The organism is Methylobacterium sp. WL1, from assembly GCF_008000895.1.
Taxonomy (GTDB): Bacteria; Pseudomonadota; Alphaproteobacteria; order Rhizobiales; family Beijerinckiaceae; genus Methylobacterium.
Genome location: NZ_CP042823.1, coordinates 5,539,594 through 5,562,597 on the forward strand (window position 1 = coordinate 5,539,594; position 23,004 = coordinate 5,562,597).

At 70.9% G+C, this 23,004-nt stretch carries 21 protein-coding genes and 3 pseudogenes; 11 read left to right on the forward strand and 13 right to left on the reverse strand.

What is annotated here, in order from left to right:
- Positions 1 to 20: 20 nt before the first annotated feature.
- The 3 genes from FVA80_RS27040 to FVA80_RS27050 all read right to left on the reverse strand — a co-directional run bounded on the left by FVA80_RS27040 (position 21) and on the right by FVA80_RS27050 (position 2,324).
- Positions 21 to 764, reverse strand: coding sequence for a Crp/Fnr family transcriptional regulator (locus tag FVA80_RS27040; protein ID WP_147910157.1), 744 nt, complete (start codon positions 762 to 764; stop codon positions 21 to 23).
- A 96-nt stretch (positions 765 to 860) separates the two neighbouring features.
- A complete protein-coding gene (locus tag FVA80_RS27045; protein ID WP_187193525.1) occupies positions 861 to 1,184 on the reverse strand; it encodes a hypothetical protein in 324 nt (107 codons plus the stop codon).
- 180 nt (positions 1,185 to 1,364) lie between these two features.
- Positions 1,365 to 2,324: a cation diffusion facilitator family transporter gene (locus FVA80_RS27050; protein WP_147910158.1), complete on the reverse strand. Its 960-nt coding sequence runs from the start codon at positions 2,322 to 2,324 to the stop codon at positions 1,365 to 1,367.
- A 139-nt stretch (positions 2,325 to 2,463) separates the two neighbouring features.
- Between FVA80_RS27050 and FVA80_RS27055 the strand changes: the two genes are divergently transcribed.
- Positions 2,464 to 2,901 carry an HIT family protein gene (locus FVA80_RS27055; protein WP_147910159.1) on the forward strand — a complete coding sequence of 146 codons (438 nt, stop codon included), beginning with the start codon at positions 2,464 to 2,466 and terminating at the stop codon, positions 2,899 to 2,901.
- Positions 2,902 to 3,018: 117 nt separating this feature from the next.
- Here the strand turns inward: FVA80_RS27055 and FVA80_RS27060 are convergent, their stop codons facing one another.
- The 4 genes from FVA80_RS27060 to FVA80_RS31715 all read right to left on the reverse strand — a co-directional run bounded on the left by FVA80_RS27060 (position 3,019) and on the right by FVA80_RS31715 (position 6,555).
- On the reverse strand, positions 3,019 to 3,378 hold the full coding sequence (locus FVA80_RS27060; RefSeq protein WP_147910160.1) for a PilZ domain-containing protein: 360 nt from the start codon (positions 3,376 to 3,378) through the stop codon (positions 3,019 to 3,021).
- Positions 3,379 to 3,449: 71 nt separating this feature from the next.
- Complete coding sequence (locus FVA80_RS27065) at positions 3,450 to 3,680, reverse strand: hypothetical protein (RefSeq protein ID WP_147910161.1); 231 nt, start codon at positions 3,678 to 3,680, stop codon at positions 3,450 to 3,452.
- A gap of 116 nt (positions 3,681 to 3,796) precedes the next feature.
- Positions 3,797 to 5,872, reverse strand: a complete 2,076-nt coding sequence (locus FVA80_RS27070; RefSeq protein WP_147910162.1) for an NAD(+) synthase — start codon at positions 5,870 to 5,872, stop codon at positions 3,797 to 3,799.
- A gap of 413 nt (positions 5,873 to 6,285) precedes the next feature.
- On the reverse strand, positions 6,286 to 6,555 hold the full coding sequence (locus FVA80_RS31715) for a hypothetical protein (protein WP_246692160.1): 270 nt from the start codon (positions 6,553 to 6,555) through the stop codon (positions 6,286 to 6,288).
- Positions 6,556 to 6,617: 62 nt separating this feature from the next.
- On the opposite strand from FVA80_RS31715, the gene FVA80_RS31720 reads away from it, so the two are divergent.
- The 5 genes and pseudogenes from FVA80_RS31720 to FVA80_RS27090 all read left to right on the forward strand — a co-directional run bounded on the left by FVA80_RS31720 (position 6,618) and on the right by FVA80_RS27090 (position 12,787).
- The gene (locus tag FVA80_RS31720) at positions 6,618 to 7,232 is read left to right on the forward strand and encodes a hypothetical protein (protein ID WP_246692161.1); all 615 of its coding nucleotides are present in this window, start codon (positions 6,618 to 6,620) and stop codon (positions 7,230 to 7,232) included.
- Positions 7,233 to 7,739: 507 nt separating this feature from the next.
- Positions 7,740 to 9,611: pseudogene (locus FVA80_RS31725) on the forward strand (DNA translocase FtsK); the annotation flags it as partial.
- A 198-nt stretch (positions 9,612 to 9,809) separates the two neighbouring features.
- Positions 9,810 to 10,724, forward strand: a complete 915-nt coding sequence (locus FVA80_RS27080; protein ID WP_147957906.1) for an outer-membrane lipoprotein carrier protein LolA — start codon at positions 9,810 to 9,812, stop codon at positions 10,722 to 10,724.
- A gap of 27 nt (positions 10,725 to 10,751) precedes the next feature.
- The gene (gene xth, locus FVA80_RS27085) at positions 10,752 to 11,561 is read left to right on the forward strand and encodes an exodeoxyribonuclease III (RefSeq protein ID WP_147910721.1); all 810 of its coding nucleotides are present in this window, start codon (positions 10,752 to 10,754) and stop codon (positions 11,559 to 11,561) included.
- Between the two features lie 347 nt (positions 11,562 to 11,908).
- A complete protein-coding gene (locus tag FVA80_RS27090; protein ID WP_147910720.1) occupies positions 11,909 to 12,787 on the forward strand; it encodes an SDR family oxidoreductase in 879 nt (292 codons plus the stop codon).
- Positions 12,788 to 12,797: 10 nt separating this feature from the next.
- Here FVA80_RS27090 and FVA80_RS27095 read toward each other — a convergent pair whose 3' ends face one another.
- The 4 genes and pseudogenes from FVA80_RS27095 to FVA80_RS27110 form a co-directional block, all read right to left on the reverse strand.
- Positions 12,798 to 13,289, reverse strand: a complete 492-nt coding sequence (locus tag FVA80_RS27095; RefSeq protein WP_147910719.1) for a cache domain-containing protein — start codon at positions 13,287 to 13,289, stop codon at positions 12,798 to 12,800.
- Between the two features lie 72 nt (positions 13,290 to 13,361).
- Entirely contained in the window at positions 13,362 to 13,664 is a 303-nt protein-coding gene (locus FVA80_RS27100) for a hypothetical protein (RefSeq protein ID WP_147910718.1), read from the reverse strand.
- A gap of 732 nt (positions 13,665 to 14,396) precedes the next feature.
- Positions 14,397 to 14,974: pseudogene (ssb, locus tag FVA80_RS27105) on the reverse strand (single-stranded DNA-binding protein).
- A 168-nt stretch (positions 14,975 to 15,142) separates the two neighbouring features.
- Complete coding sequence (locus FVA80_RS27110) at positions 15,143 to 16,159, reverse strand: NADP-dependent oxidoreductase (protein WP_147910716.1); 1,017 nt, start codon at positions 16,157 to 16,159, stop codon at positions 15,143 to 15,145.
- Between the two features lie 108 nt (positions 16,160 to 16,267).
- On the opposite strand from FVA80_RS27110, the pseudogene FVA80_RS27115 reads away from it, so the two are divergent.
- Together FVA80_RS27115 and FVA80_RS30785 are read left to right on the forward strand one after the other, a co-directional pair.
- Positions 16,268 to 16,664: pseudogene (locus FVA80_RS27115) on the forward strand (DUF4174 domain-containing protein).
- Positions 16,665 to 16,813: 149 nt separating this feature from the next.
- Complete coding sequence (locus FVA80_RS30785; RefSeq protein ID WP_007569379.1) at positions 16,814 to 16,990, forward strand: hypothetical protein; 177 nt, start codon at positions 16,814 to 16,816, stop codon at positions 16,988 to 16,990.
- 511 nt (positions 16,991 to 17,501) lie between these two features.
- Here FVA80_RS30785 and FVA80_RS31730 read toward each other — a convergent pair.
- Both FVA80_RS31730 and FVA80_RS27125 read right to left on the reverse strand, forming a co-directional pair.
- Positions 17,502 to 17,708, reverse strand: a complete 207-nt coding sequence (locus tag FVA80_RS31730; protein ID WP_246692163.1) for a hypothetical protein — start codon at positions 17,706 to 17,708, stop codon at positions 17,502 to 17,504.
- A 190-nt stretch (positions 17,709 to 17,898) separates the two neighbouring features.
- Entirely contained in the window at positions 17,899 to 18,888 is a 990-nt protein-coding gene (locus FVA80_RS27125) for a protein-methionine-sulfoxide reductase heme-binding subunit MsrQ (RefSeq protein ID WP_246692164.1), read from the reverse strand.
- A gap of 197 nt (positions 18,889 to 19,085) precedes the next feature.
- On the opposite strand from FVA80_RS27125, the gene FVA80_RS27130 reads away from it, so the two are divergent.
- From FVA80_RS27130 to nusA, 3 genes are all read left to right on the forward strand, one after another.
- Complete coding sequence (locus FVA80_RS27130) at positions 19,086 to 20,096, forward strand: aldo/keto reductase (RefSeq protein ID WP_147910730.1); 1,011 nt, start codon at positions 19,086 to 19,088, stop codon at positions 20,094 to 20,096.
- Between the two features lie 372 nt (positions 20,097 to 20,468).
- The gene (gene rimP / locus FVA80_RS27135; protein WP_147910731.1) at positions 20,469 to 21,287 is read left to right on the forward strand and encodes a ribosome maturation factor RimP; all 819 of its coding nucleotides are present in this window, start codon (positions 20,469 to 20,471) and stop codon (positions 21,285 to 21,287) included.
- 75 nt (positions 21,288 to 21,362) lie between these two features.
- A complete protein-coding gene (gene nusA / locus FVA80_RS27140) occupies positions 21,363 to 23,000 on the forward strand; it encodes a transcription termination factor NusA (protein ID WP_147910732.1) in 1,638 nt (545 codons plus the stop codon).
- The last annotated feature ends 4 nt before the right edge of the window (positions 23,001 to 23,004 follow it).

Sequence of the window (23,004 nt, forward strand, 5' to 3'; positions counted from 1 at the left end):
GCGGTTCCGACGGGCGTCCCTCACATCAGCTGCGGCTCAACGTGCAGGTAGTGCGCATCGAACTCCGCGAAGACCTTCAAGCGCCCCCAGTCCAGGATCGTCAGCGTGCGCTGTCGATGCTGGATCATCTTCTCGGCACGCAGGTCCCTCAGGATTCGGTTGACGTGCACGGGGGTGAGGCCCAGCGCGTCGGCCATGACCGTCTGGGTGATCGGGAGGGGGCAGCGTCCTTCCTCCTTGACCAGGCCAGCCGCCTTCTGCCGGACGTACAGTTCGCAGAACAGGTGCGCCAAGCGCCTGGGACCGGACCGGCGGCCGAGCCCGATCATCCACTCGTTGGTGATCGAGGCGGTCACCAGCACCTCGCGCCAGAGCGCCGCCGTGACATCGGGGTAGTGCACTATCAGGTCGTGGAGGGCGCCGTGCGGGATCAGGGCGACGGTCACCTGTGTGAAGGCGCCGATGCCCAGGTCGGCGGTGGGCAGATGCAGGCTCTGCAGGTCGGGGATGTCGCCCGCGATGTGGAACGCCAGGAACTGACGCTCCCCTTTCTGCAGCAGCTTGAAGCGCCCCATCCAGCCGCTCAGGACGAAGCAGCAGCTCGCCGAGCGATCGCCGGGATGGATAAGGTCGGTGTTCGGCTCCAGCGCCTGCACGGAGACCGGCAGCGCCATGATGGCGCGCTGCGCCTCATCGGAGATCGGCATGTCCCGGGACAGCCGCGCCACGAGCGTCGCAAGCGGATGGGTCGTCGTGAGCTGCATCTCGCCCCGTCACGTCTGCTCGACGGAAGCGCACGCCTCTGCCAGTCATCGAGGTCTGAGCTTGAGCGGAAGCTTCGGGAGAGAAATTCACATAGATCAACTCGACCCCGTGAAAGCGATTTTTGCGCACGGGCTTGGAGCGCCCGACGCCGATACCGGGTCGGCGCCAGCCAGTGCCCGAGAACGGGGACCGCTTCGGCGGAGCAGCCACAGGCCAGTCCAGTTCAAGGTGGCGGTGTAGATCGGCTTGCCGTCCTCGTCCGTCACGACCACCGAGAACGCGCATCGGTCGCCGTCGTCCGGCACCTCGTCGCGCGCGATGTCCGGCAGCAGGCGCAAGACGTGCTGGCGGACAGCCGGGAAGTCCTCGAGCGCGGTGCCTTCGTCATCGCGGCCATAATGCGCGGGCCAAGCCGCCATTATAGATGTCGAAGAAGTAGCGAGGCCTGTAAACGTTTTGCTGGTGGGCGAATTTACCCGCAACAACGCACGTTAGAGCCGCCATCTTCGAAGGAGATGCCGGGACGGCGCCAATGAACGCGTCGACTCGCGGGCTCGGTCCCGACGGCGAGGCGGGTCGGTTGGGCGGTCACGCCCGCGTCACGCCGCCGCCCGCACCGCGTGGTCGGCCTGGGGCTGGATCTCGATGAACACCCGCGTGACCTGCGGGTTGCGCTGCTTCAGAGCTTTGTCGAGGCGGGTGACGAGGCCCTCGACCTCCCCGGCGCTGAGGTCGTCGGCCATGTCGATGCTGACATTCACCAGGATGTCGGTCGGCCCGAGATGCTGGGTCAGCACCTCGTTGAGGTGGAGCACGCCGGGCTCGGCGCGCACGAGGTCCGAGATCGCCGCCACCACGGCGGGGTCGGCGGCCTCGCCGATCAGCAGGCCGTGGGTCTCGATCATCAGGAACACCGCCATCCCGACCAGCACCAGGCCGATCCCCACCGAGGCCCAGCCGTCGAGGCTCGGCCTGTCGAGCCAATGGGCCAGGACGACGCCCGCCAGGGCGATCAGCAGGCCGATCAGCGCCGCGGTGTCCTCGGCCAGGATCGTGAACAGGGTCGGATCCTTGCTGCGCCGGATCGCCCGCATCGCCGAGTGCTTGCCCTTCTCGGCCCAGAACTGGCGCATCGCCACGAACCACGAGATCCCCTCGGCCACGATGGCGAAGCCGAGGATCGCGACGTTCACCCAGATCCCCGGCAGGGTGTAGCCGAACAGGTGCGCGTCCGCGTCCGGCGAGGGGTGGCGGATCCGCTCGACGCCCTCGTAGACCGCGAAGACGCCGCCACCGAGAAAGATCATCAGCGCGACCACGAAGGCGTAGAAATAGATCTCGCGCCCGTAGCCGAACGGGTGCCGGGCATCGGCCGGCCGCTTGGCCCGCTTCATCCCGACGAGCAGCAGCACCTGGTTGGCCGTGTCGACCACCGAGTGCACGCCCTCGGCGAGCATCGCGGTCGAGCCGGTGAGCGCGCCGCCGACGAACTTCGCCGCCGCGATGGCGAGGTTCGCCCCCGCCGCCGCGTAGATCGCTCCCGTGCTCTCGTGCGCCATCCCGGCCTCCGTGTCCGCCGCCCAAGCCTCGCCGCCCAAGCCTCGCCCCCCAAGCGTTGCCGTGCGGCACCGGTTCCCGTGTGGACGCGTGGCGGTGCCCCGTGCAAGCTGAGATCGATCAGGACGCCTTGGAGCACGCATGGCCGACGCGCAGTACGATCCCGACAACATCTTCGCCAAGATCCTGCGGGGCGAGATCCCGTGCCACCGCGTCCACGAGGATGCGGACACGCTGGCCTTCATGGACGTGATGCCCCAGGGCGAGGGGCACACCCTGGTGATCCCCAAGGCGCCGTCCCGCGGGTTGCTCGATGCCGACCCGGCCGCCCTGGCGACCCTGATGGCGAGCGTCCAGACGGTGGCCCGGGCCGTGAAGGCGGCGTTCGAGGCGGACGGCCTGACGGTGTTCCAGTTCAACGAGCCGGCGGGCGGGCAGACCGTGTTCCACCTGCACGTCCACGTCATCCCCCGGTTCGAGGGCGTTCCGCTGAAGCGCCACGAGGGCGGGATGGCCGACAACGCGGTGCTGGCCGAGTACGCCGCGCGCATCCGGACGGCGTTGCAGGCCGGTCGCTGAGACCGCCGAGTTCGACAGGTCCGTGACCTCTCGCGGGTGCAGGGTGGCGTCCTGCCGCCGGGCTTCGCCCGATGGATCGAGGGCGCCGGCGTAGGGCTTGCCCTTCGGGAACCCGGTTCAGGCCGCGCTGGCGATGAGCCGGCGCAGGGCGGCGTTCTCGGCCTCGAGTTCGCTGATCCGCTGCCGTAGGGCGGCCTCGGTATCGAGGGCGGACGGGGCCGCCCGGGCTGGCTCCTCGAACACGACGCCGATTCCGTCCTCCCGGCGCCAGCACAGGCTGGCCCGGTAGGTCCGGTCCCGCTGCGGGATGTAGAGGTCGAACACCTGCGGCAGGGTCGTGGCGTCGCTCAGGACCAGCCGGGCGCCCGAGGCCGAGAGGTCGCGCACCAGGCAGTCGAAGCTCGACGAGCCGTTGTTGAAGACGATGCGCCCCTTGAGGAAGACCCGCTGGCGCGTCTCTTTGCGATGATCCGTCATGCGGGCCAGTCTGCCGGCCAGCCCTTAAGGATTCCTGGCTGCAATACGGTCTTGGCGCCTATTCCCGAGGATCACGCGATGAAGCGCCGGTCCACCGTCTGGAACAGGTAGAAGCCGTTGAAGCGCACGGCGGTGTCGGCGGCCCGGTCGTCGAAATCCAGGGGCGGCCGGCTGGCGCCGTCGAGCTTGCCTCCGAAGGTCCAGCGGCCGGCACCGATGAACGGCGGCACGGTGCTGGCCTCCGGCACCGCGCAGCACAGGCCCTCGACGGCCTTCAGCTGGAACAGGTTGTAGCTTCGCATCGGAGTCCCTCCGCTTGGCCGCCCCGCCTGCCGAATGCATCCAATACCAGATCGAAGACTGGATAGATTCGGCTTGACCGTGCTCATAATGGCACAATCGGTCGAGTTTGTGACGGTCAAGTTTCAGGGACGTTTCGCTCCAGCTCCGCGATCCAGATCCGCGCCGAGCCGTCGGACGGCGCACGCCAGTCGCCCCGGGGCGACAGCGAGCCCCCCGCCGACACCTTCGGGCCGTTGGGCAGGGCCGAGCGCTTGAACTGGCTGAAGCCGAAGAACCGCTTCAGGAACACCCCGAGCCAGCGCCGGATCTCGGGCAGGTCGTAGGCGACCCGCTTGGTCTCGGGGAAGTCCGGCGCCCAGTGGCCGCGCGCCTTGTCGCCCCAGGCGTGCAGCGCCAGGAAGGCGATCTTCGACGGCCGGAACCCGTAGCGCAGCGTGTAGAACAGGTTGAAGTCCTGGAGCGCGTAGGGGCCGATCGTGGCCTCGGTGCTCTGCGGGCTGTCGTCCTGGTCCACCGGCACCAGCTCGGGGGAGATCTCGGTGTCGAGGATCGCCTGGAGGGTGTGGCTCGCCCCGGGATCGACCTCGCCGTTGCCGATCACCCAGCGGATCAGGTGCTGGATCAGGGTCTTGGGCACGCCGGTGTTGACCGCGTAGTGGCTCATCTGGTCGCCGACGCCGTAGGTGCACCAGCCGAGCGCCAGCTCCGAGAGGTCGCCGGTGCCGATCACCAGCCCGCCCGCCTGGTTGGCGAGACGGAACAGGTAATCGGTGCGCAAGCCCGCCTGCACGTTCTCGAAGGTCACGTCGTAGACCGCCTCGCCCCGGGCGAACGGGTGGCCCATGTCGGCGAGCATCTGCTTGGCCGCCGGCCGGATGTCGATCTCGGCCGCGGTGCAGCCGAGCGCCTTCATCAGCGCGTGGGCGTTGGTCTTGGTGGCGTTCGAGGTGGCGAAGCCCGGCAGCGTGTAGGCTAGGATGTCCGAGCGGGGATAGCCCAAGCGGTCGAACGCCTTGGCGATCACGATCAGCGCGTGGGTCGAATCGAGGCCGCCGGAGACGCCGATCACCGCCTTGCGGGTGCCGGTGGCCTCCAGCCGCTGGGCGAGCCCGGCGACCTGGATATTGTAGGCCTCGTAGCAATCCTGGGCGAGCCGGGACGGGTCGGTGGGCACGAACGGGAAGCGCTCGATCCGCCGGATCAGGCCGAGGTCGTGTCCGGGCGGGTCGAGCCGGAACGCGACGCGGCGATAGGGGAGGGGGCTGCCCGACACGTTGTCGTCGAAGCTGCCGGCCTGGAGACGGTCCTGCGCGATCAGGTCGAGGTCGATGTCGGCGAGCGTCGCCACCGGGCCGGTGGGGAAGCGCTGGCCCTCGGCCAGCCGCACCCCCAGCTCGTCCACGCTGGTCTGGCCGTCCCAGGACAGGTCGGTGGTGGATTCCCCCTGGCCGGCGGCGGCGTACACGTAGGCGCAGGCGCCCCGCATCGAGGCCGCGCGGGACAGCAGCGCCCGCGACTCGGCCCGGCCCACGGTGATCGGGCTGCCCGAGAGGTTGGCGAGCACCGTGGCGCCCGCGAGCGCGGCCCGCATGCCGGGGGATTCCGGCACCCACAGGTCCTCGCAGATCTCGACCCCGACCACGAGGCCGGGCAGGTCCTCGGCCGGGAACAGCAGGTCGGTGCCGAACGGCGCGTCGTGGCCCGCGACCCGGATGGTCTCCCCTACGATCCCGGCGCCGGAGGCGAAGTGGCGCTTCTCGTAGAACTCCCGGTAGTTCGGCAGGAACGTCTTCGGGATCACGCCGAGCAGCCGGCCGCCCTGGATCGCCAGCGCGCAATTGTAGATCCGGTGGCGCCAGCGCAGGGGCGCGCCGACCAGCAGCAGCGGGCGTAAGGCGGCCGATCCGGCGACCACCCGGGCGGCGGCGGCCTCGACCGCGTCGAGCAGGGTCTGCTGCAGCAGCAGGTCCTCGATCGCGTAGGCCGAAAGCCCGAGCTCGGTGAAGACCGCGAGCGCCGCCCCGGCCTCGTGGCAGGTCCGGGCGAGGTCGAGCACCGTGTCGGCGTTGCGGGGGGGATCGCCGGGATGGCTGCGCCCGGTGCAGGCCGCCACCCGGGCGAAGCCGTGGCGGTACAGGGACCGGAAGCGCGCCGTCGGATCGGTGGGGGAGGCGGAAGTCGGCTGGGTCACGGGCGCCTGTCCGGGTGAGGGGTGGCTGCCGGTATCATATGGAGCGCGGCCACGCCCCGGCGACGCGCATCCCTCCACTGCAATGCCGCATTCGCTCGCCCCCGCGCCACAGGCCGAAAATCCCATCGTGGTGTCCGGCCCGAGGGGGGCCGACAAGCCTCCGTTAACGACAATTGGCCTAACTCGGGGCAGCCCGCCGGCCACCGGCGGATCCCTGTTTCGAGTATCGTTCGAGAACCCATGCGCGCATCGGGACGGCCTCCGTACTCTCACCGTGACCCTGCCCGCCCCGTCCGCGGCGGCGACCGTTCGGGCCTGTCGCTCGGCGCCCTGGCGCACCGGCTGATGGCTTTGCGGGCGAGCCTCGCCCGCCGCCTGTCCGGCACTCCGGCCGGGCTGCCCGCCCGCCCGGCCTACGGTATCCCCGGCCGCCGCGCGGAGCCGAGCTGGCTGACCGCCCCGGCCGCCATGGTCGGACGGGACGGCTTCGAGCGCGGCCGCGCGCGCCGGCGCCTCGGCGCCCCCGAGCACGTCTGGCCGGACCAGGTCTTCGACGACCGGGCGAGCCTCGACGCGCTCGACGAGCCGCGCTTCGAGAGCCGGATCGACCGCAGCGCCTCGACCCCGGGCGTGCTGGTGCGCCAGCCGCGCCGGCCCGCCTCGATCGCCCGGAGGATTCGCACCCGCGTCTCCGGTCCAGGCCGCCGCCGCCCCGGCGGCGCGCTGGACCCGGACGCCCGATTCGGTGCTGCAGGAGCGTCGCCAGCGGGCCCTGGAGGCCGAGCGGGTCGCCCTGGAGCGTGCCCGCGCCGAGGCCCATGCGGCCGCGCAGGCCGTCGAGACCGAGCGCAAAGCCCGCGAGCAGGAGGCCCGGGATCTGGCCGAGCGGGAGCAGGCCGAGCGGGAGCAGGCCGAGCAGGCGCGGGTCGCGACCCTTTCCGCCATGCCCGAGATCGTGCCGACCGAGTTCGCCGAGGATGGCGGTGTGGTGCCGCTGTGGCGCCAGCCCTTCGTGGCGCCCCCGGGCGTCCGCTATTTCCGTACCCCCGACCGGCGCCCGGTTCGGCCGAGCGTCGAGCTGTCCACCTCGACGGCGGCGATCGCCCCCGTCCTGGAACCCATGCCGGTCCAGGGCCCAGTCCCGGTCCAGGCTCTTGTGCCGGAGCCGGCCATGCCCTCGGCTGCCGCCGAGGCGCCGGCGCGCGACTGGTCCGACCTGCCGGACTGGTCCGAGGTCCAGCCCTGGTTCGACGGCAGCGATTGGAATGCCGGCGACGGGTCGTCCGTGGAGGCCTGGGCCGCGCTGGCGACCCAGCCCATGGCGGCCGGCCTGCCGCGGCGGTCGCGGCCGTTCCGGTGATCGCGGCGGTCCACGCGGTGCCCGACCTGCCGGTGGCCGAGCCGCTGTACGAGGCCGCGCACCCGCAGCCGCCGCGCCCGGTCTACGTTCTCGACCGGCTGGTGCGGTTCGATCAGCCCCCGCGTCCGGCGGACGGCCAGGACAACGGGCGCGAGGGCACGCAGGACACCGTTCGGGATCACGATCGGCCGGCCGACCCGCAGAATGCGGAGACGGCGGCGATCCGGGACGCGTTCCTGCCGGCCAAGCCCGCCCTCGCGCTGGTGTTCGGTCCCGGCAGCGCCGCCACCGAGGCGCCCCGCCGCGCCCCCGCGCTCTGCGCCATGGCGGCCCGGGCGGCGATCCGCGCCGCCGGACAACCGGTCGTGGCTGCCCCTGTGGCCATGCCCGAGCATCTGCCCGAGCGTCTGCCCGAGCACCGGCCGGTCTCGGACACGATGACGCCTGCGTCCGCCGATCCGGTCCGGGTTCCCTCGGACGCCGACCGGGTGGTGATCCCGATGACCCCGCACCGTGCTGCTGCGCGGCAAGATGGCGCCGCAGCCCGAGCCCGCCGCCGAGCCAGCCGCCGAGCCCGTTGCCGCCGAGCCCGAGCCGGTTCACGCCGAGCCCGTCTCTGCCGAAGCCGCCCTGGAGCCGGTCGAGGCGCCGGCCGCCCAGCTGGCCGCAGTGCCCGCCGCCCCCGCCCTGCCGCTGGTCGCGCCCCGGGCGCACCTGATCCCGGCCGGCCGTCACCTGGAGATCGCCAGCGTCGAGAACGCCGATTACGAGCTGCCCTCGCTCGGCCTGCTCGCCCTGCCGGACGAGAGCGGCGCCGAGGAAGTCGACGCCGACGTGCTGGAGCAGAACGCGCTCAACCTCCAGCAGACGGTGCAGGATTTCGGCGTGCGCGGCGACATCCTGGCGGTGCGCCCCGGCCCGGTCGTCACGCTCTACGAGCTGGAGCCCGCACCCGGCACCAAGTCCAGCCGCGTCATCGGCCTGTCGGACGACATCGCCCGCTCGATGTCGGCGGTCTCGGCCCGCGTGGCGGTCGTCCCCGGCCGCAACGTGATCGGTATCGAACTGCCGAACGAGACCCGCGAGACGGTCTACCTCCGGGAGCTGCTCTCGGTGCCGGATTTCTATGAGAGCAAGCACAAGCTCGCCCTCTGCCTCGGCAAGAACATCGGCGGCGAGCCGATCATCGCCGACCTCGCCCGGATGCCGCACCTGCTGGTGGCCGGCACCACCGGCTCGGGCAAGTCGGTGGCGATCAACACCATGATCCTGTCGCTGCTCTACCGGCTGAAGCCGGAGGAGTGCCGGCTGATCATGGTCGATCCCAAGATGCTGGAGCTGTCGGTCTACGACGGCATCCCGCACCTGCTCTCCCCGGTCGTGACCGACCCCAAGAAGGCGGTGATCGCCCTCAAATGGGCCGTGCGCGAGATGGAGGAGCGCTACAAGAAGATGTCCAAGATCGCGGTCCGCAACATCGACGGCTACAACGCCCGGATGAAGGAGGCCCGCGAGCGCGGCGAGGTCATCACCCGCACGGTCCAGACCGGGTTCAACCGCGAGACCGGCGAGGCGGTGTTCGAGCAGGAGGCGATGGACCTGTCGGCGCTCCCCTACATCGTGATCGTGGTCGACGAGATGGCCGACCTGATGATGGTGGCGGGCAAGGACATCGAGGGGGCGATCCAGCGGCTCGCCCAGATGGCGCGTGCGGCCGGCATCCACCTGATCATGGCGACGCAGCGCCCGTCGGTGGACGTGATCACCGGCACGATCAAGGCGAACTTCCCGACCCGGATCTCCTTCCAGGTCACCAGCAAGATCGACAGCCGCACGATCCTGGGCGAGATGGGCGCCGAGCAGCTGCTCGGCCAGGGCGACATGCTGTTCATGGCCGGCGGCGGGCGCACGACCCGGGTGCACGGGCCGTTCTGCTCGGACAGCGAGGTCGAGAGCGTGGTCGCCCACCTCAAGCGCCAGGGCCGCCCGAGCTACCTCGACGCCGTCACCACCGACGACTCGCCGGAGGAGCCGGCCAAGGAGGGCAAGTCCGGTCGCGGCGCCAAGGCCGAGAAGGTCGAGCGTTCCGAGGATTCCGACGAGGAGGCTCCGGTCTTCGACATCGGCGCCTTCGCGGCGGCGACCGGCGGCGAGTCGGACGACCTGTACAAGCAGGCGATCGAGGTGGTGCTGCGGGACCAGAAGGCGTCCACCAGCTACATCCAGCGCCGGCTGCAGATCGGCTACAACCGCGCCGCCTCGATCATGGAGCGGATGGAGATCGAGGGCATCGTCGGCCCGGCCAACCATGCCGGCAAGCGCGATATCCTGGTCGCCGGGGCGCCCCACGCCTCGAGCGGGATGTACGACGACGAGTGAGGCCGACGCAGGGCCGCGATCCGATCGGTCGCGGCCCTTTCGCGTCGCATCTTCGCCACAGGGCGGAGGTCTAAAGCGCGCGCCGCCGAATTAGACGCCGGTTCGGCGTCAGCGCGCGTCACATCGCGGGCCGGATCCCGGGCCCGCCCATCCCGTTTCTGCCGGATCGCCCGCCCGGGCGCCCAGGAGGTTCTGCCGATGATCGGCCGCCGCACCCGCACAGCCGGCTCCCTGATCGCCGCCGGGCTGTGGCTCGCCCCCGCCGCCCCGGCGCAGGCACAGGTCGGCGCGTTCATCGACAGCCTGTTCGGCCGCAAGGAGGAGCCCGCACCCGCCCCCGAAGCCGCCCCGGCGGCACCCGCGCCCGCGCCCCGGAAGCCGGCGGCCAAGCCCGCCAAAGAGTCCGCGGCCAAGGAGGCGCCGAAGGCCGGCAGCCCCAAGGCCGGTACCAAGACGTCCGACAAGGCGGACCACAAGGCCGCCGAGCCCAAGGTCGCCGCGGTGGGCACGCCCACGGTGCTCGCCCCGTCCGAGCCGGCCGACGCCGCGACGGTGCTGGCCCAAGCCAACGCCTACTTCAACGCCATGAACACCCTGACGGGCAGCTTCATGCAGATCGGCGCCGACGGGCGCCGGATCGGCGGCAAGCTGACGCTGGCCAAGCCCGGCCGCCTGCGCTTCGACTACGATCAGCCCTCGCCGCTGGAGGTGGTGGCCGACGGCACCTCCGTGGCGGTGCGCGACCGCAAGCTCGCCACCCAGGACCTCTACTTCATCGCCCAGACGCCCCTGAAATTCCTGCTGCGCGAGAAGATCGACCTCGCCCGCGACCTCTCGGTCACCGACGTCGCCCACGATCCGGGCGGCGTGCGCATCAGCATGGAGGACCGGGCGACCTTGGGTGGCACCTCGAAGATCCAGCTGTTCTTCGATGCCGAGATGAAGACCCTGTCGCAATGGCGGATCACCGACCCGCAGGGCTACATCACCACGGTGCAGCTCTCGAACCTGCAGCGGCCCAAGAGTGTCGATGCGAGCCTGTTCTTCATCAATTACGGGCGCGCCGAGGACAAGGCGATGCAGCAGCAGATCCAGCAATCGCAGCCCAACTGATCGAACACGTAACCCGAGACCTCGCCCGTGCGCCTGTCCGTCACCACCTGGAACATCAACTCGGTGCGGCTACGCATCGACCTGGTCCTGCGCTTCCTGTCCGAGCACAAGCCGGACGTGCTCTGCCTCCAGGAGACCAAGTGCCCGGACGACGCGTTTCCGCTCAAGGCCCTGCGCGGCTCAGGGTACGAGCACGTGATGTTCGCCGGCCAGAAGGGCTATAACGGCGTCGCGATCCTGTCGCGCTTCCCCCTGCACACCCGCGACGTGATGGGCTTCTGCGAGAAGCCGGATGCCCGGCACATCTCGGCGGTGCTCGGGCCGGAGGCGGGGGCCGCCGCCGGCATCGTGCTGCACGATTTCTACGTCCCGGCCGGCGGCGACGTGCCCGACCGCGCGCTGAATCCGAAGTTCGCCCACAAGCTCGATTTCCTGGGTGAGCTGCGTGCCTGGGGCGGCAAGCGCGTCTCCGGCCCGGCGATCCTGGTCGGCGACCTCAACGTGGCGCCGCTGGAGCACGATGTCTGGTCGCACAAGCAACTCCTCGACGTGGTGAGCCATACCCCCGTGGAGACCGAGGCGCTGGAACTGCTGCGCGGCGAGGCCGGCTGGATCGATGCGGCGCGGCATCTCACCCCCGAGCCGGAGAAGATCTACACCTGGTGGAGCTACCGCTCCCCGGACTGGTCGGGGGCCAACAAGGGCCGGCGCCTCGACCATGCCTGGGTCTCGCCGGAGCTGGCCGGCACGGTCCGCTCGGTGGAGGTCCTGCGCGACGCCCGCGGCTGGGAGCGGCCCTCCGACCACGCCCCGGTGACCCTGACCCTGGAGCTGTGACGGCGCGTCACGGAACTGCGGTGACCACGGCGCATTGGCGGATCACGAACCTGCGATGCGAGCCCGCCCGATGCGCAAGATCCTGATCGCCCTTCTGCTTCCCAAGGTCGTCTCCTTCCTGCGCCGCCGCTACGGCGGCCCGCACACCGCCCGCGACCGGGCGTTCTGACGTCCCGCACGACCATCCTTCAAATCCACGCGCACCGACCTCTCCCCTCATCCGGCTCGGATCAGGGCGAGGGGCGGTTGTTCTGCGTGCGCTCGCGACGGCGCTGCGCAGCCCGCCCGGCGGCCATGGCCGAGCGGAGCGCGCATGAGATCCCCCGCCCTTCAGGATTCCGCGCCCGATGACCGACGATCCCCGCGAGGCCGGTCCCCGGCCGCCCTTTCCCGGCAACCAGCAACAGGAGCGGCCCGGCCTCACCTCGAAGATGACGCCGCGCCCCGACCATGGCGAGGAGAGCTACGTCGGCAAGGGCATGCTCACCGGGCAGGCGGCGCTGATCACCGGCGGCGATTCCGGCATCGGCCGGGCCGTGGCGATCGCGTATGCCCGTGAGGGCGCCGACGTGGCGATCTCCTACCTGGAGGTCGAGCAGTCGGACGCGGAGGACACCAAGGCCTGGGTCGAGAAGGCCGGCCGCCGCTGCCTGCTCCTGCCGGGCGACATCCGCGACGAGGCCCAGTGCCGGGCGCTGGTGGACCGAACGATGGCGGCGTTCGGGCGGCTCGACATCCTGGTCAACAACGCCGCCGCCCAGGTGGTGAACGCAGGGCTCGACGACCTCAAGGCCGCCGACATCGAGGGCTCGTTCCGGGCCAACGTGTTCGCGATGTACTACCTCGCCCAGGCCGCGGTGCCGCACATGAAGCCAGGCGGCGCAATCGTGAACAGCACCAGCGTCCGGGCCAAGGTCGCGGGCGCGAACATGCTGATCTACGCCGCCACCAAGGGGGCCATCGCCAGCCTGACCATCGGCCTGTCGAACCTGCTCGCGCCCCAGGGCATCCGGGTGAATTGCGTGGCGCCCGGCCCGGTCTGGACCCCGATTCAGCCGATCGTGAAGAGCCCCGAGGAGCTGGAAGAGCTCGGCACCCAGACCCCGCTGGGCCGCGCCGGCCAGCCCGCGGAACTCGCCGGCGCCTACGTCCTGCTCGCCTCGCGCGAGGGCAGCTTCATGTCGGGCGCCCTCGTGCCGGTGACCGGCGGCATCCCGATGCTGTGAGGGCGGGGCCTCACTCGACGTAGACGCCCGCGCCCACCAGCGCCGGGACGTCCTCGACCGTCGTGGCGCAGACGTAGCTCCACTTCACCTCGGGCGTGCTGCGCCGGGGCCGCGGGAACATGTAGTCGACCCAGCCGGACCCGGACTCCCGCACGATCCCGATGAGGTCCTTGTGGAACTGCTTGCCGGCCGCGTCGTGCTCCTGGAGCAGGTCGCGGCCCTCGCGGTTCGGATGGGCGGCGTTGAACAGCACGGTCCCGTGCATGTCGACGACGAACAGGTAGACGTCGCCGTAGCGCCACGGGCTGTTGTTGCGCCGGAACGCCGTGAAGGCGGTGCGGCCCTCGCCCTCGATCAGGTCGGCCGCTTTGTTGACGAGGGCCTCGATCTCCGCCGCCTGGTGGACGGGGCCGCGCTGATCCCGCCCGGCCACCCGCCCCAGCGGCAGGACCACGAACAGGACCAGGATCGGCAGGCTGACGATCAGCGCTCGCTTGGGCATGGTCGCCCCCCTGACGGTCTCCCTTCGGTCCGGTGATCGCGGTCCCGGTCGGGGGCGTCGATCACCGGAGCATCAGCCGGCGCGGCGCCGGAAGAAACCGGTCTCGATCGCCATCCGCGGCACCGGCCACCAGCGCGGCCGCTTCGGCCCGGCCAGGATGGCGGCCGGAAGCGGGGCATCGTCCGCCGCCTCCGCGGGATGGTGGGTTTCGATCATGCGCTTCAGCCGCTGCAGCGCGGTGAGATACATGCAAGCCCGCAGGCGCCGGCCCTCGCTCGACTGCATCGCTTCAAGGTCAGCCAGCAGTGCTTCCGCATGTCGGATGTGGTGTTCGGCCTCGGTGATGAATTCTTCGATCGCACAGAGATCTGACATCTTCCGGCTCCCGGATACGATGGAGATATCGACGCTGGCAGGCTTAGACATCGGGCATCGACGGGTCTCCCCGCGCGGTTCTTTTTGCGTCGCAGGTACCTCTCCGAGAGCGAGGACCTGTCCGGACCCAGTTTTAATCCCGGTTTCGTCGATTTTGCAATCGATAGGCCGGATAATATTCAATATTCATGCGAAACAAATAGCGCGAACGCCGCCGAACGGCGCTGAGTGGACGGATATACCATGTAGCCGACAGTAGATCCATGTCGCATGCCGCGGCCGATGGAATTCGTCGCGCTGCCAAGCGCGCGCCGCCCGGGCGGGCCTTCCGGCAGGGGCTGGCCTGGCTGGAGGATGGGGGCGACCCCGATGCCGGCCCGCGCCCGGTCGTCCTGACGGTCGGCGGGACCGACGGCACGTCGCTGCGGCGGAAGCTCCCGGGAGGGCAGGGGCCGCGGCGCCGGTCACAGGCGGCGCGCCGATACGGGGAGCGGCGTAGATCGCCATCAGTCGGCCGCTCACCCGACATTGCGAGCACAGCGAAGCGACCCAAGGCGGCGTGCGATCTCGGGACGAGGCGTTTCCCTGGTTGGCTTCGATTGGATGGGTCGTGGGCGTGTGGAGAACCTGATGCAATCCAGAGCAAGCAACCGTGCGTCGGTTTGCAAACTACACAATCACGCAGGAAAAACCCGCCGCGGTGAGCGGCGGGTCTAAGAAATCCCGAAAACCCTAGAACGGGATATCGTCGTCCAGGTCGTACCGCCGCGGGCGCCACCGCCGCCGCCACCGCTGCCGGATGAAGCCGGGGCCGGACGTCCGCCGCCGCCGCCCTGGGCGCGGCCGCCGCCGAAATCACCGCCGCGGTCGCCGCCCCGGCCGCCGCCGGACTCGCCGCCGCGGCTGATCTGGCCGCCGCCCTCGTCCTCGCCCGCGAAGTCGCCGCCGCCACCGCCGCTGCGGCCGTCGAGGATCGTCATCTCGCCGCGGAAGCGCTGGAGCACCACCTCGGTGGTGTACTTCTCGACGCCGGAATTGTCGGTCCACTTCCGGGTCTGGAGCTGGCCCTCGATGTAGACCTTCGAGCCCTTGCGCAGGTACTGCTCGGCCACCCGGGCGAGGTTGTCGTTGTAGATCACGACCGAGTGCCACTCGGTCTTCTCCTTGCGCTCGCCGGAGGCCTTGTCCTTCCACGACTCGGACGTCGCCAGCCGCAGGTTGCAGACCGGGTCGCCCGAGCCCAGGCGGCGCATCTCCGGGTCGCGCCCGAGGTTGCCCACCAGAATCACCTTGTTGACGCTGCCCGCCATCGCTCTCTCCTTACCGTACGGATCTCACTGGGCTCATCACCCGGCGGCCGGGGACTCATGCGCCCGGGCCGTCGAGGCGGCAACCTGCGGTGCGGGCTTGTGCCCGCTATCCGCATGCTGTCGAACCTCGATGTTCTATCTCTGTTCCAATCCGGCGGCAAGCCGCGCTCACGGGATATGCACGACCAGCTTGCCGAAATTCCGACCTTTCAGCAGGCCGATGAACGCGTCGGGTGCGTTCTCGAGGCCCTCGACCACGTCCTCCCGGTAGCGGACCTTGCCCTCCCGGATCCATGCCCCGACCTCGGTCCGGAAGGTCTCGGCCTGGTCGGCGAAATCCCAGACGATGAAGCCCTGGATGTGCAGGCGGTTGGTGAGCACCGAGCGCATCAGGCCGGGCAGCCGGTCCGGCCCGGCGGGCGCCTCGGTGGCGTTGTAGGCGGAGACCAGGCCGCAGACCGGGATCCGGGCAAACGGGTTGAGCAGCGGCATCACGGCGGCGAACACGGCGCCTCCGACATTCTCGAAGTAGACGTCGATGCCCTTGGGACAGGCTTCCGCCAGCGCCCCCGGCAGGTCGGCCCCGCGATGGTCCACCGCCGCGTCGAACCCGAGCTCCTCCGTGAGGTAGCGGCACTTGTCCGGCCCGCCCGCGATCCCGACAGCGCGGGCCCCCTTCAGCCGGGCGATCTGCCCGACCAGCGAGCCCACCGGCCCGGCGGCGGCGGCCACCACCACGGTCTCGCCGGGCTTGGGCCGGCCGATGTTGAGCAGGCCGGTATAGGCGGTCATGCCCGGCATCCCGAGGACGCCGACCGCCGTCGAGGGCGGAGCGGCGTCGGGATCGACCCGGCGGGTGCCCTTACCGTCGCTGGCAAAAAATTCTTGCCAGCCCGCGAAGGCCGTTCGCAGCTCCCCGACCGGGATGTCCGGATGCTTCGACGCGACGACCTCGCCGACCACCTCGGCGGTGATCGGCTCGCCGATCTGCACCGGGGTCGCGTAGGATTTCGCGTCGCTCATCCGGCCGCGCATGTACGGGTCGAGCGACAGCCAGCGCGTGCGCAGCAGGATCTGGCCCGGCCCGATCTCCGGCACCGGCCCCTCGTCCAGGCGGAAGTTTTCGGGTTTCGGCTCCCCGTGCGGGCGCGACGCCAGGACGATGCGGCGGTTCACGGCGTTCATGAAAGGCTCCCGGGTGTTCTGCCTGCGACCCCCGATCTGGGGCGCGAGGCGGCGGCGGCCAATGGGGCGCCCCGCGCGTTGACCGGGATCGGCGGGCAAGGAGGCTCGATGCGCGCGACCCTGATCGGCTTAGGCTTGGCCGCCCTGACGGCGGGCGCCGCGACGGCCGGACCGCTCGACGCCTATCGCTGGCGCTCCCGGGTGCTGGTACTGTCGGCCCCCGATCCGGACGACGCGGCCCCTGCGGGCGCAACGGGCGGCGCTCGGCCCGATGCGGGGCGGGGCGGCCGAGCGCGACCTCGTGGCGCTGGAGGCGGTCGGGGACGGTGCCGAGGCCCGGGCCTTGCGCGCGCACCTGTCCCTGCCGGCGGGCGAATTCCGGGCGGTCCTGGTCGGCAAGGACGGCGGCGCCAAGCTCACGGAGGCGGCGCCGATCCCGCCCCAAAAACTGTTCGCCACGATCGACGCGATGCCGATGCGGCGGGGCGAGATCCGAGGCCGCTGACGGGCTGCGGCGGACCCGGTTTCCGGGGATGGCGGGGCCTCCGGACACCAACGGTTAAGCCTACCGGCCTATCACCGGGCGGTGTCGGCGGCCGTGGTCCGGCCGTCCGTTGTGGCCCGCCAGGACGCGCGAACGAGACCCTCGCATCGATGACCCGAGAACAAGTCGCCACTGCCATCCGCCGCGTCGTCAGCCTCCAGGTCGAGGACATCGAGCGCGCGGTCCGCGACGGTCACAAGACCATCGCGCTGAACGAGCTGGCGGATCTGAACCGCCAGCTCAAGGCCTTCGCGGCCGCCCTCAAGAAGGCCCCGGCCCGGATCTGATCCGGGTCGCCGCCCTACCAGCGGGGCCCGCCCCAGCGGCGGGCGGAACGTCCTCCGGCGGGGGCGGGGCGGCCCGCGGTCGAAGGCGGGCTCGTCGCAAACCCGGACCCGGCGCAGCACCGGCGCGCCGTCCGGATCGAACTGGCGCCGGACGAACTCCCGGCACGCCTCGGGCGGCGCCGCCGAAGCGGGGCCTTCGGAACTCCGGTTCCGGCGGCGGGGGCGGAGGCGGGGGCCGCCGGTCGCGCTGCTCGTAGCCCCCGGCCGGGCCGCCATAGTCGTGCGGTGGAGGCGGGCCGTCGAAGTCGGCGGCCAGCGCCGGTCCGGCGGCGAACAGCAGGGCGCAGAATCCGGCGCGCCCGATGGTATGACGGAAGGGCACTGGTCGGCCTCGGCAGGAAGCGGCGGCGGGGATCGCAGCCATCGATGCCGGAGACTGCGCCGCGCCGGCTGACCCCCCGCCGCGTCCCCGGTTGGCCGCCGTTCAGCCGGCCTCTTTCAGCGTCGCACCTCAGTTCTGCATCGCGTTGATCTCGCACTGCGCGTAATCCGCGCTCGCCTTGACGTAGGCGTTGAGCTTCTGCGCGTAGGACTCGGCGATCGGCCGGAACGCCTGCGCCTGCAGATTGTAGGCCTTCACCGCGTCGTTGAAGCTGTAGGCCTCCCAGCCGGGGCAGCCGCCCTTGGCGTCGAGGCAGGCCGGCTTCTCGGGGAGCACGGGCTTGGTCGGGCGCAAAGCCGCCGGCGGCGCCTCCGGGGGGCTTGCAGGCGGTGACCGTCGGGCCGGCGGCGGCCGGCGCGGCCTTGTCCGGGTCGGCTTGGTGGGTGCGGGCAGGCGGGCGCAGCCAAGGCGACGGCCGGGGCGAGCAGACCCGCGATGAGGAGAAGCGTGCCGCGCATAGCCCAGGTCACTCCGCTGCGGCGAGATCCGCCGGCCGCGGGTTCTGCGGCATCAGGCGGGCGGCGACAAGGGTTGCGCGGCACTCGCATCGGGGCCCGTCCCGCGGCGCGGCCACGCGGTCCCGGCCGGCCCCCGGTTTGGCGGCTTTGCCGGCGGTGCGCCCGCCGCGCAGGAGCGCGATCGCGGGCATCAGCAGCCCGGTCGCCACGACCCACCAGGCGGGCCGGATCGGGCCGGAGAAATCCAGGTTGGCCGCCAGCACGAGGTTCGCCGGGACGCCGCTGGCCAGCCCGTACCAGGCCGCCTCGAGCCCCGCGGTGGCGAGGCCGCCGAGGATCGCGAGCAGCAGCAGCGACCACGGCCGCTCCGGCAGCTTGAACCGCCGCATCGCCCGCCAGCCCATCAGCAGCAGGAACAGCCCGGCCGAGAAGACCGGATCGCTGACGTCGATCTTCGATTGCAGAAAATAGTGGACGAGCGCCAGCACCGCGATCGTGTAGACCAGCCGGTGCAGCCGGTGCCAGTTCGGGCCGAGGTTGCGGATCGCCGCGTCCGTGGAGGTCAGCCCCAGGGCGATCAGGCCGATCAGCGCCACGAAGCCGATCGTGAGGTAGAGCCGCAGGGCGATCTCGCTGACGACCTTGGTCAGGATCAGGTTCTGGTCGACCGCGTAGAGGGTGAGGTGCGCCACCGCGTAGGCCATCACGGTGACCCCGAGCATGCGCCGGACCACCAGCACCTTCGCCCAGTCGGCGATCCGGCGCAGCGGCGAGATCGCGAGCGAGAACAGCAGGAAGCGCACCGCCCACTCGCCGGTGGCGTGGATCAGCGCGGTGATCGGCTTGGCGCCCAGCGCGTCGAGCCGGTAGGCGCCCGCCAGGTACAGGGCCGGCGCGATGCAGGCCAGGAACACCGTGAGCTTCAGCCACGAGAGGCGTCCGGCCCGGTCGAGCCAGGGGAGGGGGATACCGAGGGGAACAGCCAGGCGGTCGATCATTCTTTCGGACTCGGCGTTCTGAATATCGGAACCGGCGTGGCCCTCGGGCCAGGGTCTCAGGGTGCGAAACCGGCGCTCGTGGGGATCGCTCCCCGCGCGGGTCGGTTCGTCGCGGATGTCTCCGGTGTTACGCCGGCACGGTTGACCTCGCCGCCCAAGCGCCGAAATTGCGGGCGGATGGACACCGGATGGATCCCATGCAGTACCGCAATCTCGGCCGCTCCGGCCTCAAGGTCTCGCCGATCTGCCTCGGCACGATGATGTTCGGCGGCCCCACCGACGAGGCCACGGCCGGCCGCATCGTCGGCAGCGCCCGGGAGGCGGGCATCAACTTCATCGACACGGCCAACGTCTATACCGACGGCCGCTCGGAGGAGATCACCGGGCGGGCGATCAAGGGCGAGCGCGACGCCTGGATCCTGGCCACCAAGGTCGCCAACCCGACCGGCCCCGGCGTCAACGACCGCGGCCTGTCGCGGGTCCACGTGATGAAGGCCGCCGAGGACAGCCTGCGCCGGCTCGGGACGCCGTTCATCGACATCTACTACCTGCACAAGGAGGACCACGACACGCCGCTCGCGGAGACCGTGCGGGCGATGGCCGACCTGGTGCGGGCGGGCAAGATTCGCCATTTCGGCGTCTCGAACCATCGCTCCTGGCGGGTCGCCGAGATCTGCCGGCTCTGCGACGAGGCCGGCATCGACCGGCCGGTGGTGAGCCAGCCCTATTACAACGCCTTCAACCGGATGCCCGAGACCGAGCACCTGCCGGCCTGCGCCCATTACGGGCTCGGCGTCGTCCCGTACTCGCCGCTCGCCCGCGGCGTGCTGACCGGCAAGTACGACCCGGACGCCCCGCCGCCGGCCGAATCCCGCGCCGGCCGCCAGGACACCCGGATGATGCAGACCGAGTGGCGCCCGGAATCCCTGCGCATCGCCCGCACCTTGAGGGAGCATGCCGAGGCCCGCGGCATCACGGCCGGGCAATTCGCCACCGCCTGGGTTCTGAACAACCGCCTGATCACCGGCGTCATCGCCGGGCCGCGCACCGAGGCGCAGTGGCAGGAATATCTCGGCGCCCTCGACTACGCCTTCACCCCGGAGGACGAGGCGCTGGTGGACGGCTTCGTGGCGGCCGGGCATCCGACCACCCCGGGCTACAACGACCCGGCCTATCCGCTGGAGGGACGGGTGCCGCGCGGCCGTTGATTCCCGACTGGGGCTGAGGCTTCCACCCCGTCATCCCGGGCCCACCTGCGGCGCCCCGGAATGACGGGATGGGCGGAAGGACTTCAATCTGGATCCGTGGTCGTGCTGCCACGCCCACGACGAACGGGCCCACCTCGGAGGCCGGCGTCCCGTAACAGATGTGCCGACACGACAAGCCCCGATCCACCTTGCGCTCGCGACCGACCGCGGCTATCTATCCAACCAACAGTTCTGATGGCAGTCGCAAGGCTGCGGTTCGGGAGTGGGCCCCACCGGGTCCGCTCTTTTTTTTCGCCGCATCGGGTTCGATGCGCGAGGCCGCAGGCCGGGACGTGCCACCCGGGACGCCGCGAAGGTATTACGCCCCCATCCATGTCGTCCGAGATCGAAGCGGATCTGTCCGAGAAGCGCCTGGTCCGAGAGACCGGGGTCGCCGCGCGCGTGGTGCAGGTGATCGAGGGGCCGGTCCAGGGCCTCGGGTTCCGGCTGGTCCGGGTCAAGGTCACCAACACCAACGGCTGCACCGTCCAGATCATGGCGGAGCGGCCCGACGGCACCTTCTCGATCGACGATTGCGAGGCGGTCAGCCGCGCGATCTCGCCGGTCCTCGACGTCGATGATCCGGTCGGCACCGCCTACAACCTGGAGATCTCCTCCCCGGGGATCGACCGGCCGCTGGTGCGGGTCTCGGATTTCGCCCGCTGGATCGGCTACGAGGTCAAGGTCGAACTGAGCCCGCCGCTCGACGGCCGCAAGCGGTTTCGCGGGATCCTCGGCGCTCCGGACCCGGAGGCGCTGACCGTCCCGATCGATCTGCCCGACGTGAAGGAAGGCCTGCCGAGCCGGGTCGACCTGCCGCTGCGGGATCTGGCCGAGGCGCATCTCGTCCTCACCGACGAGCTGATTCGCGAATCCCTCCGCCGCGGCGGCCCGCCCGCCGACGACGCGGATGCGGACGCGCTGGATGAGGACGACGCGGCTGAGGACGAGGACGCGGACGACGCGCCGGCGGTCCCGGCCCGGCCGGCGCCCCGGCCGCAGGGTCCGAAGGCCAAGGCCGTCAAGGCCGCCAAGGTCGGCGGCAAGCCGGCCCCGAAGGCCGCGAAAGACAAGAAACCGCCGCGCACCGGCCCCAAGAAGCCGGTCGTGTCCAAGGCGTCCCGGCTCAAGAGCCGCGACGACCTGCATTGACGTGAATTGAGGTTTGGGCCGGCCGCCTCCGGGCGCCCGGCACCAGGACTTGACGGAAGAGAAGGACCGACACCGATGGCCGTCGTCAGCGCCAACAGGCTCGAACTCCTCCAGATCGCCGACGCGGTCGCCCGCGAGAAGGTGATCGATCGCTCCATCGTGATCGACGCGATGGAGGAGGCGATCGCCAAGGCGGCCCGCTCCCGCTACGGCGCGGAGACGGACGTGCACGCCGAGATCGACAACAAGACCGGGGCGCTGCGCCTATCGCGGCACCTCCTGGTGGTCGATCAGGTCGAGAACGACGCCCGCGAGATCACCCTGGACCAGGCCCGCCGCTACAATCCCGGCGCGCTCGTGGGCGACGTGATCTCCGACACCCTGCCGCCGTTCGATTTCGGTCGCGTCGCCGCCCAGTCGGCCAAGCAGGTCATCGTCCAGAAGGTGCGCGACGCCGAGCGCGCCCGGCAGTTCGACGAGTACAAGGACCGCATCGGCGAGATCCTCAACGGCATCGTCAAGCGGGTCGAGTACGGCAACGTCATCGTCGATCTGGGCCGGGGCGAGGGCATCGTGCGCCGGGACGAGATGATCCCGCGCGAGACCTTCCGGCCGGGCGACCGGATCCGCTCCTACCTGTTCGACGTGCGCTCGGAAGTGCGCGGGCCGCAGATCTTCCTGTCGCGCTCGCACCCGCAATTCATGGCCAAGCTGTTCGGCCAGGAAGTGCCCGAGATCTATGACGGCATCGTCGAGGTGAAGGCCGTGGCCCGCGATCCGGGCTCGCGCGCCAAGATCGCCGTGATCTCCCGCGACGGCAGCATCGACCCGGTCGGCGCCTGCGTCGGCATGCGCGGCTCGCGCGTCCAGGCCGTGGTCGGAGAGCTCCAGGGCGAGAAGATCGACATCATCCCGTGGTCCGAGGACGAGGCGACGTTCATCGTCAACGCGCTCCAGCCGGCCGAGGTCGTGAAGGTCGTGCTCGACGAGGAGGCCGACCGCATCGAGGTGGTGGTGCCCGACGACCAGCTGTCGCTGGCCATCGGCCGCCGCGGCCAGAACGTGCGGCTCGCCTCGCAGCTCACCGGCTGGGACATCGACATCCTGACCGAGGCCGAGGAATCCGAGCGGCGCCAGAAGGAGTTCGCCGAGCGGACCCAGGTGTTCATGGAAGCCCTCGACGTCGACGAGACCGTCGGCCAGCTGCTGGCGGCCGAAGGCTTCCGCAACGTCGAGGAGATCGCCTACGTCGACATCCAGGAGCTGTCCGGCATCCAGGGGCTCGACGACGAGACCGGCGCCGAGATCCAGGCCCGCGCCCAGGATCACCTCGCCCGGATCGAGCAGGAGCACGACACCCGCCGCACCGAACTCGGCGTCGCCGACGAGCTGCGCGAGATCGAGGGCATCACCACGCCCATGATGGTCGCGCTCGGCGAGAACGACGTGAAGACCGTCGAGGACTTGGCGGGCTGCGCCACCGACGATCTGGTCGGCTACACCGAGGGCCGCGGACCCGACGCCGTGCGCCACGCAGGCTATCTCGACGGCTTCGAGCTGTCCCGCACCGAGGCCGAGGGCCTGATCATGGCCGCCCGCCTGAAGGCCGGCTGGATCGAGGCGCTGCCCGAGCCGGAGGCCGAGGAGGATGCAGAGGCTGCCGAGGGCGACGAGGCGCCCGAGCCGACCGCCGCCACCCCGGCCGAGGCCTGAGCGG

Coding starts and splice junctions, on each gene's coding strand:
- rimP (WP_147910731.1), top strand. CDS start 20,469: ATGTCGTCCGAGATCGAAGCGGATCTGTCCGAGAAGCGCCTGGTCCGA.
- FVA80_RS27050 (WP_147910158.1), bottom strand. CDS start 2,324: ATGGCGCACGAGAGCACGGGAGCGATCTACGCGGCGGCGGGGGCGAAC.
- FVA80_RS27080 (WP_147957906.1), top strand. CDS start 9,810: ATGATCGGCCGCCGCACCCGCACAGCCGGCTCCCTGATCGCCGCCGGG.
- FVA80_RS27125 (WP_246692164.1), bottom strand. CDS start 18,888: ATGATCGACCGCCTGGCTGTTCCCCTCGGTATCCCCCTCCCCTGGCTC.
- FVA80_RS27100 (WP_147910718.1), bottom strand. CDS start 13,664: ATGTCAGATCTCTGTGCGATCGAAGAATTCATCACCGAGGCCGAACAC.
- FVA80_RS27090 (WP_147910720.1), top strand. CDS start 11,909: ATGACCGACGATCCCCGCGAGGCCGGTCCCCGGCCGCCCTTTCCCGGC.
- FVA80_RS27040 (WP_147910157.1), bottom strand. CDS start 764: ATGCAGCTCACGACGACCCATCCGCTTGCGACGCTCGTGGCGCGGCTG.
- FVA80_RS27095 (WP_147910719.1), bottom strand. CDS start 13,289: ATGCCCAAGCGAGCGCTGATCGTCAGCCTGCCGATCCTGGTCCTGTTC.
- FVA80_RS27045 (WP_187193525.1), bottom strand. CDS start 1,184: ATGGCGGCTTGGCCCGCGCATTATGGCCGCGATGACGAAGGCACCGCG.
- FVA80_RS30785 (WP_007569379.1), top strand. CDS start 16,814: ATGACCCGAGAACAAGTCGCCACTGCCATCCGCCGCGTCGTCAGCCTC.
- FVA80_RS27110 (WP_147910716.1), bottom strand. CDS start 16,159: ATGAACGCCGTGAACCGCCGCATCGTCCTGGCGTCGCGCCCGCACGGG.
- FVA80_RS27130 (WP_147910730.1), top strand. CDS start 19,086: ATGCAGTACCGCAATCTCGGCCGCTCCGGCCTCAAGGTCTCGCCGATC.
- FVA80_RS27055 (WP_147910159.1), top strand. CDS start 2,464: ATGGCCGACGCGCAGTACGATCCCGACAACATCTTCGCCAAGATCCTG.
- FVA80_RS27060 (WP_147910160.1), bottom strand. CDS start 3,378: ATGACGGATCATCGCAAAGAGACGCGCCAGCGGGTCTTCCTCAAGGGG.
- FVA80_RS27065 (WP_147910161.1), bottom strand. CDS start 3,680: ATGCGAAGCTACAACCTGTTCCAGCTGAAGGCCGTCGAGGGCCTGTGC.
- nusA (WP_147910732.1), top strand. CDS start 21,363: ATGGCCGTCGTCAGCGCCAACAGGCTCGAACTCCTCCAGATCGCCGAC.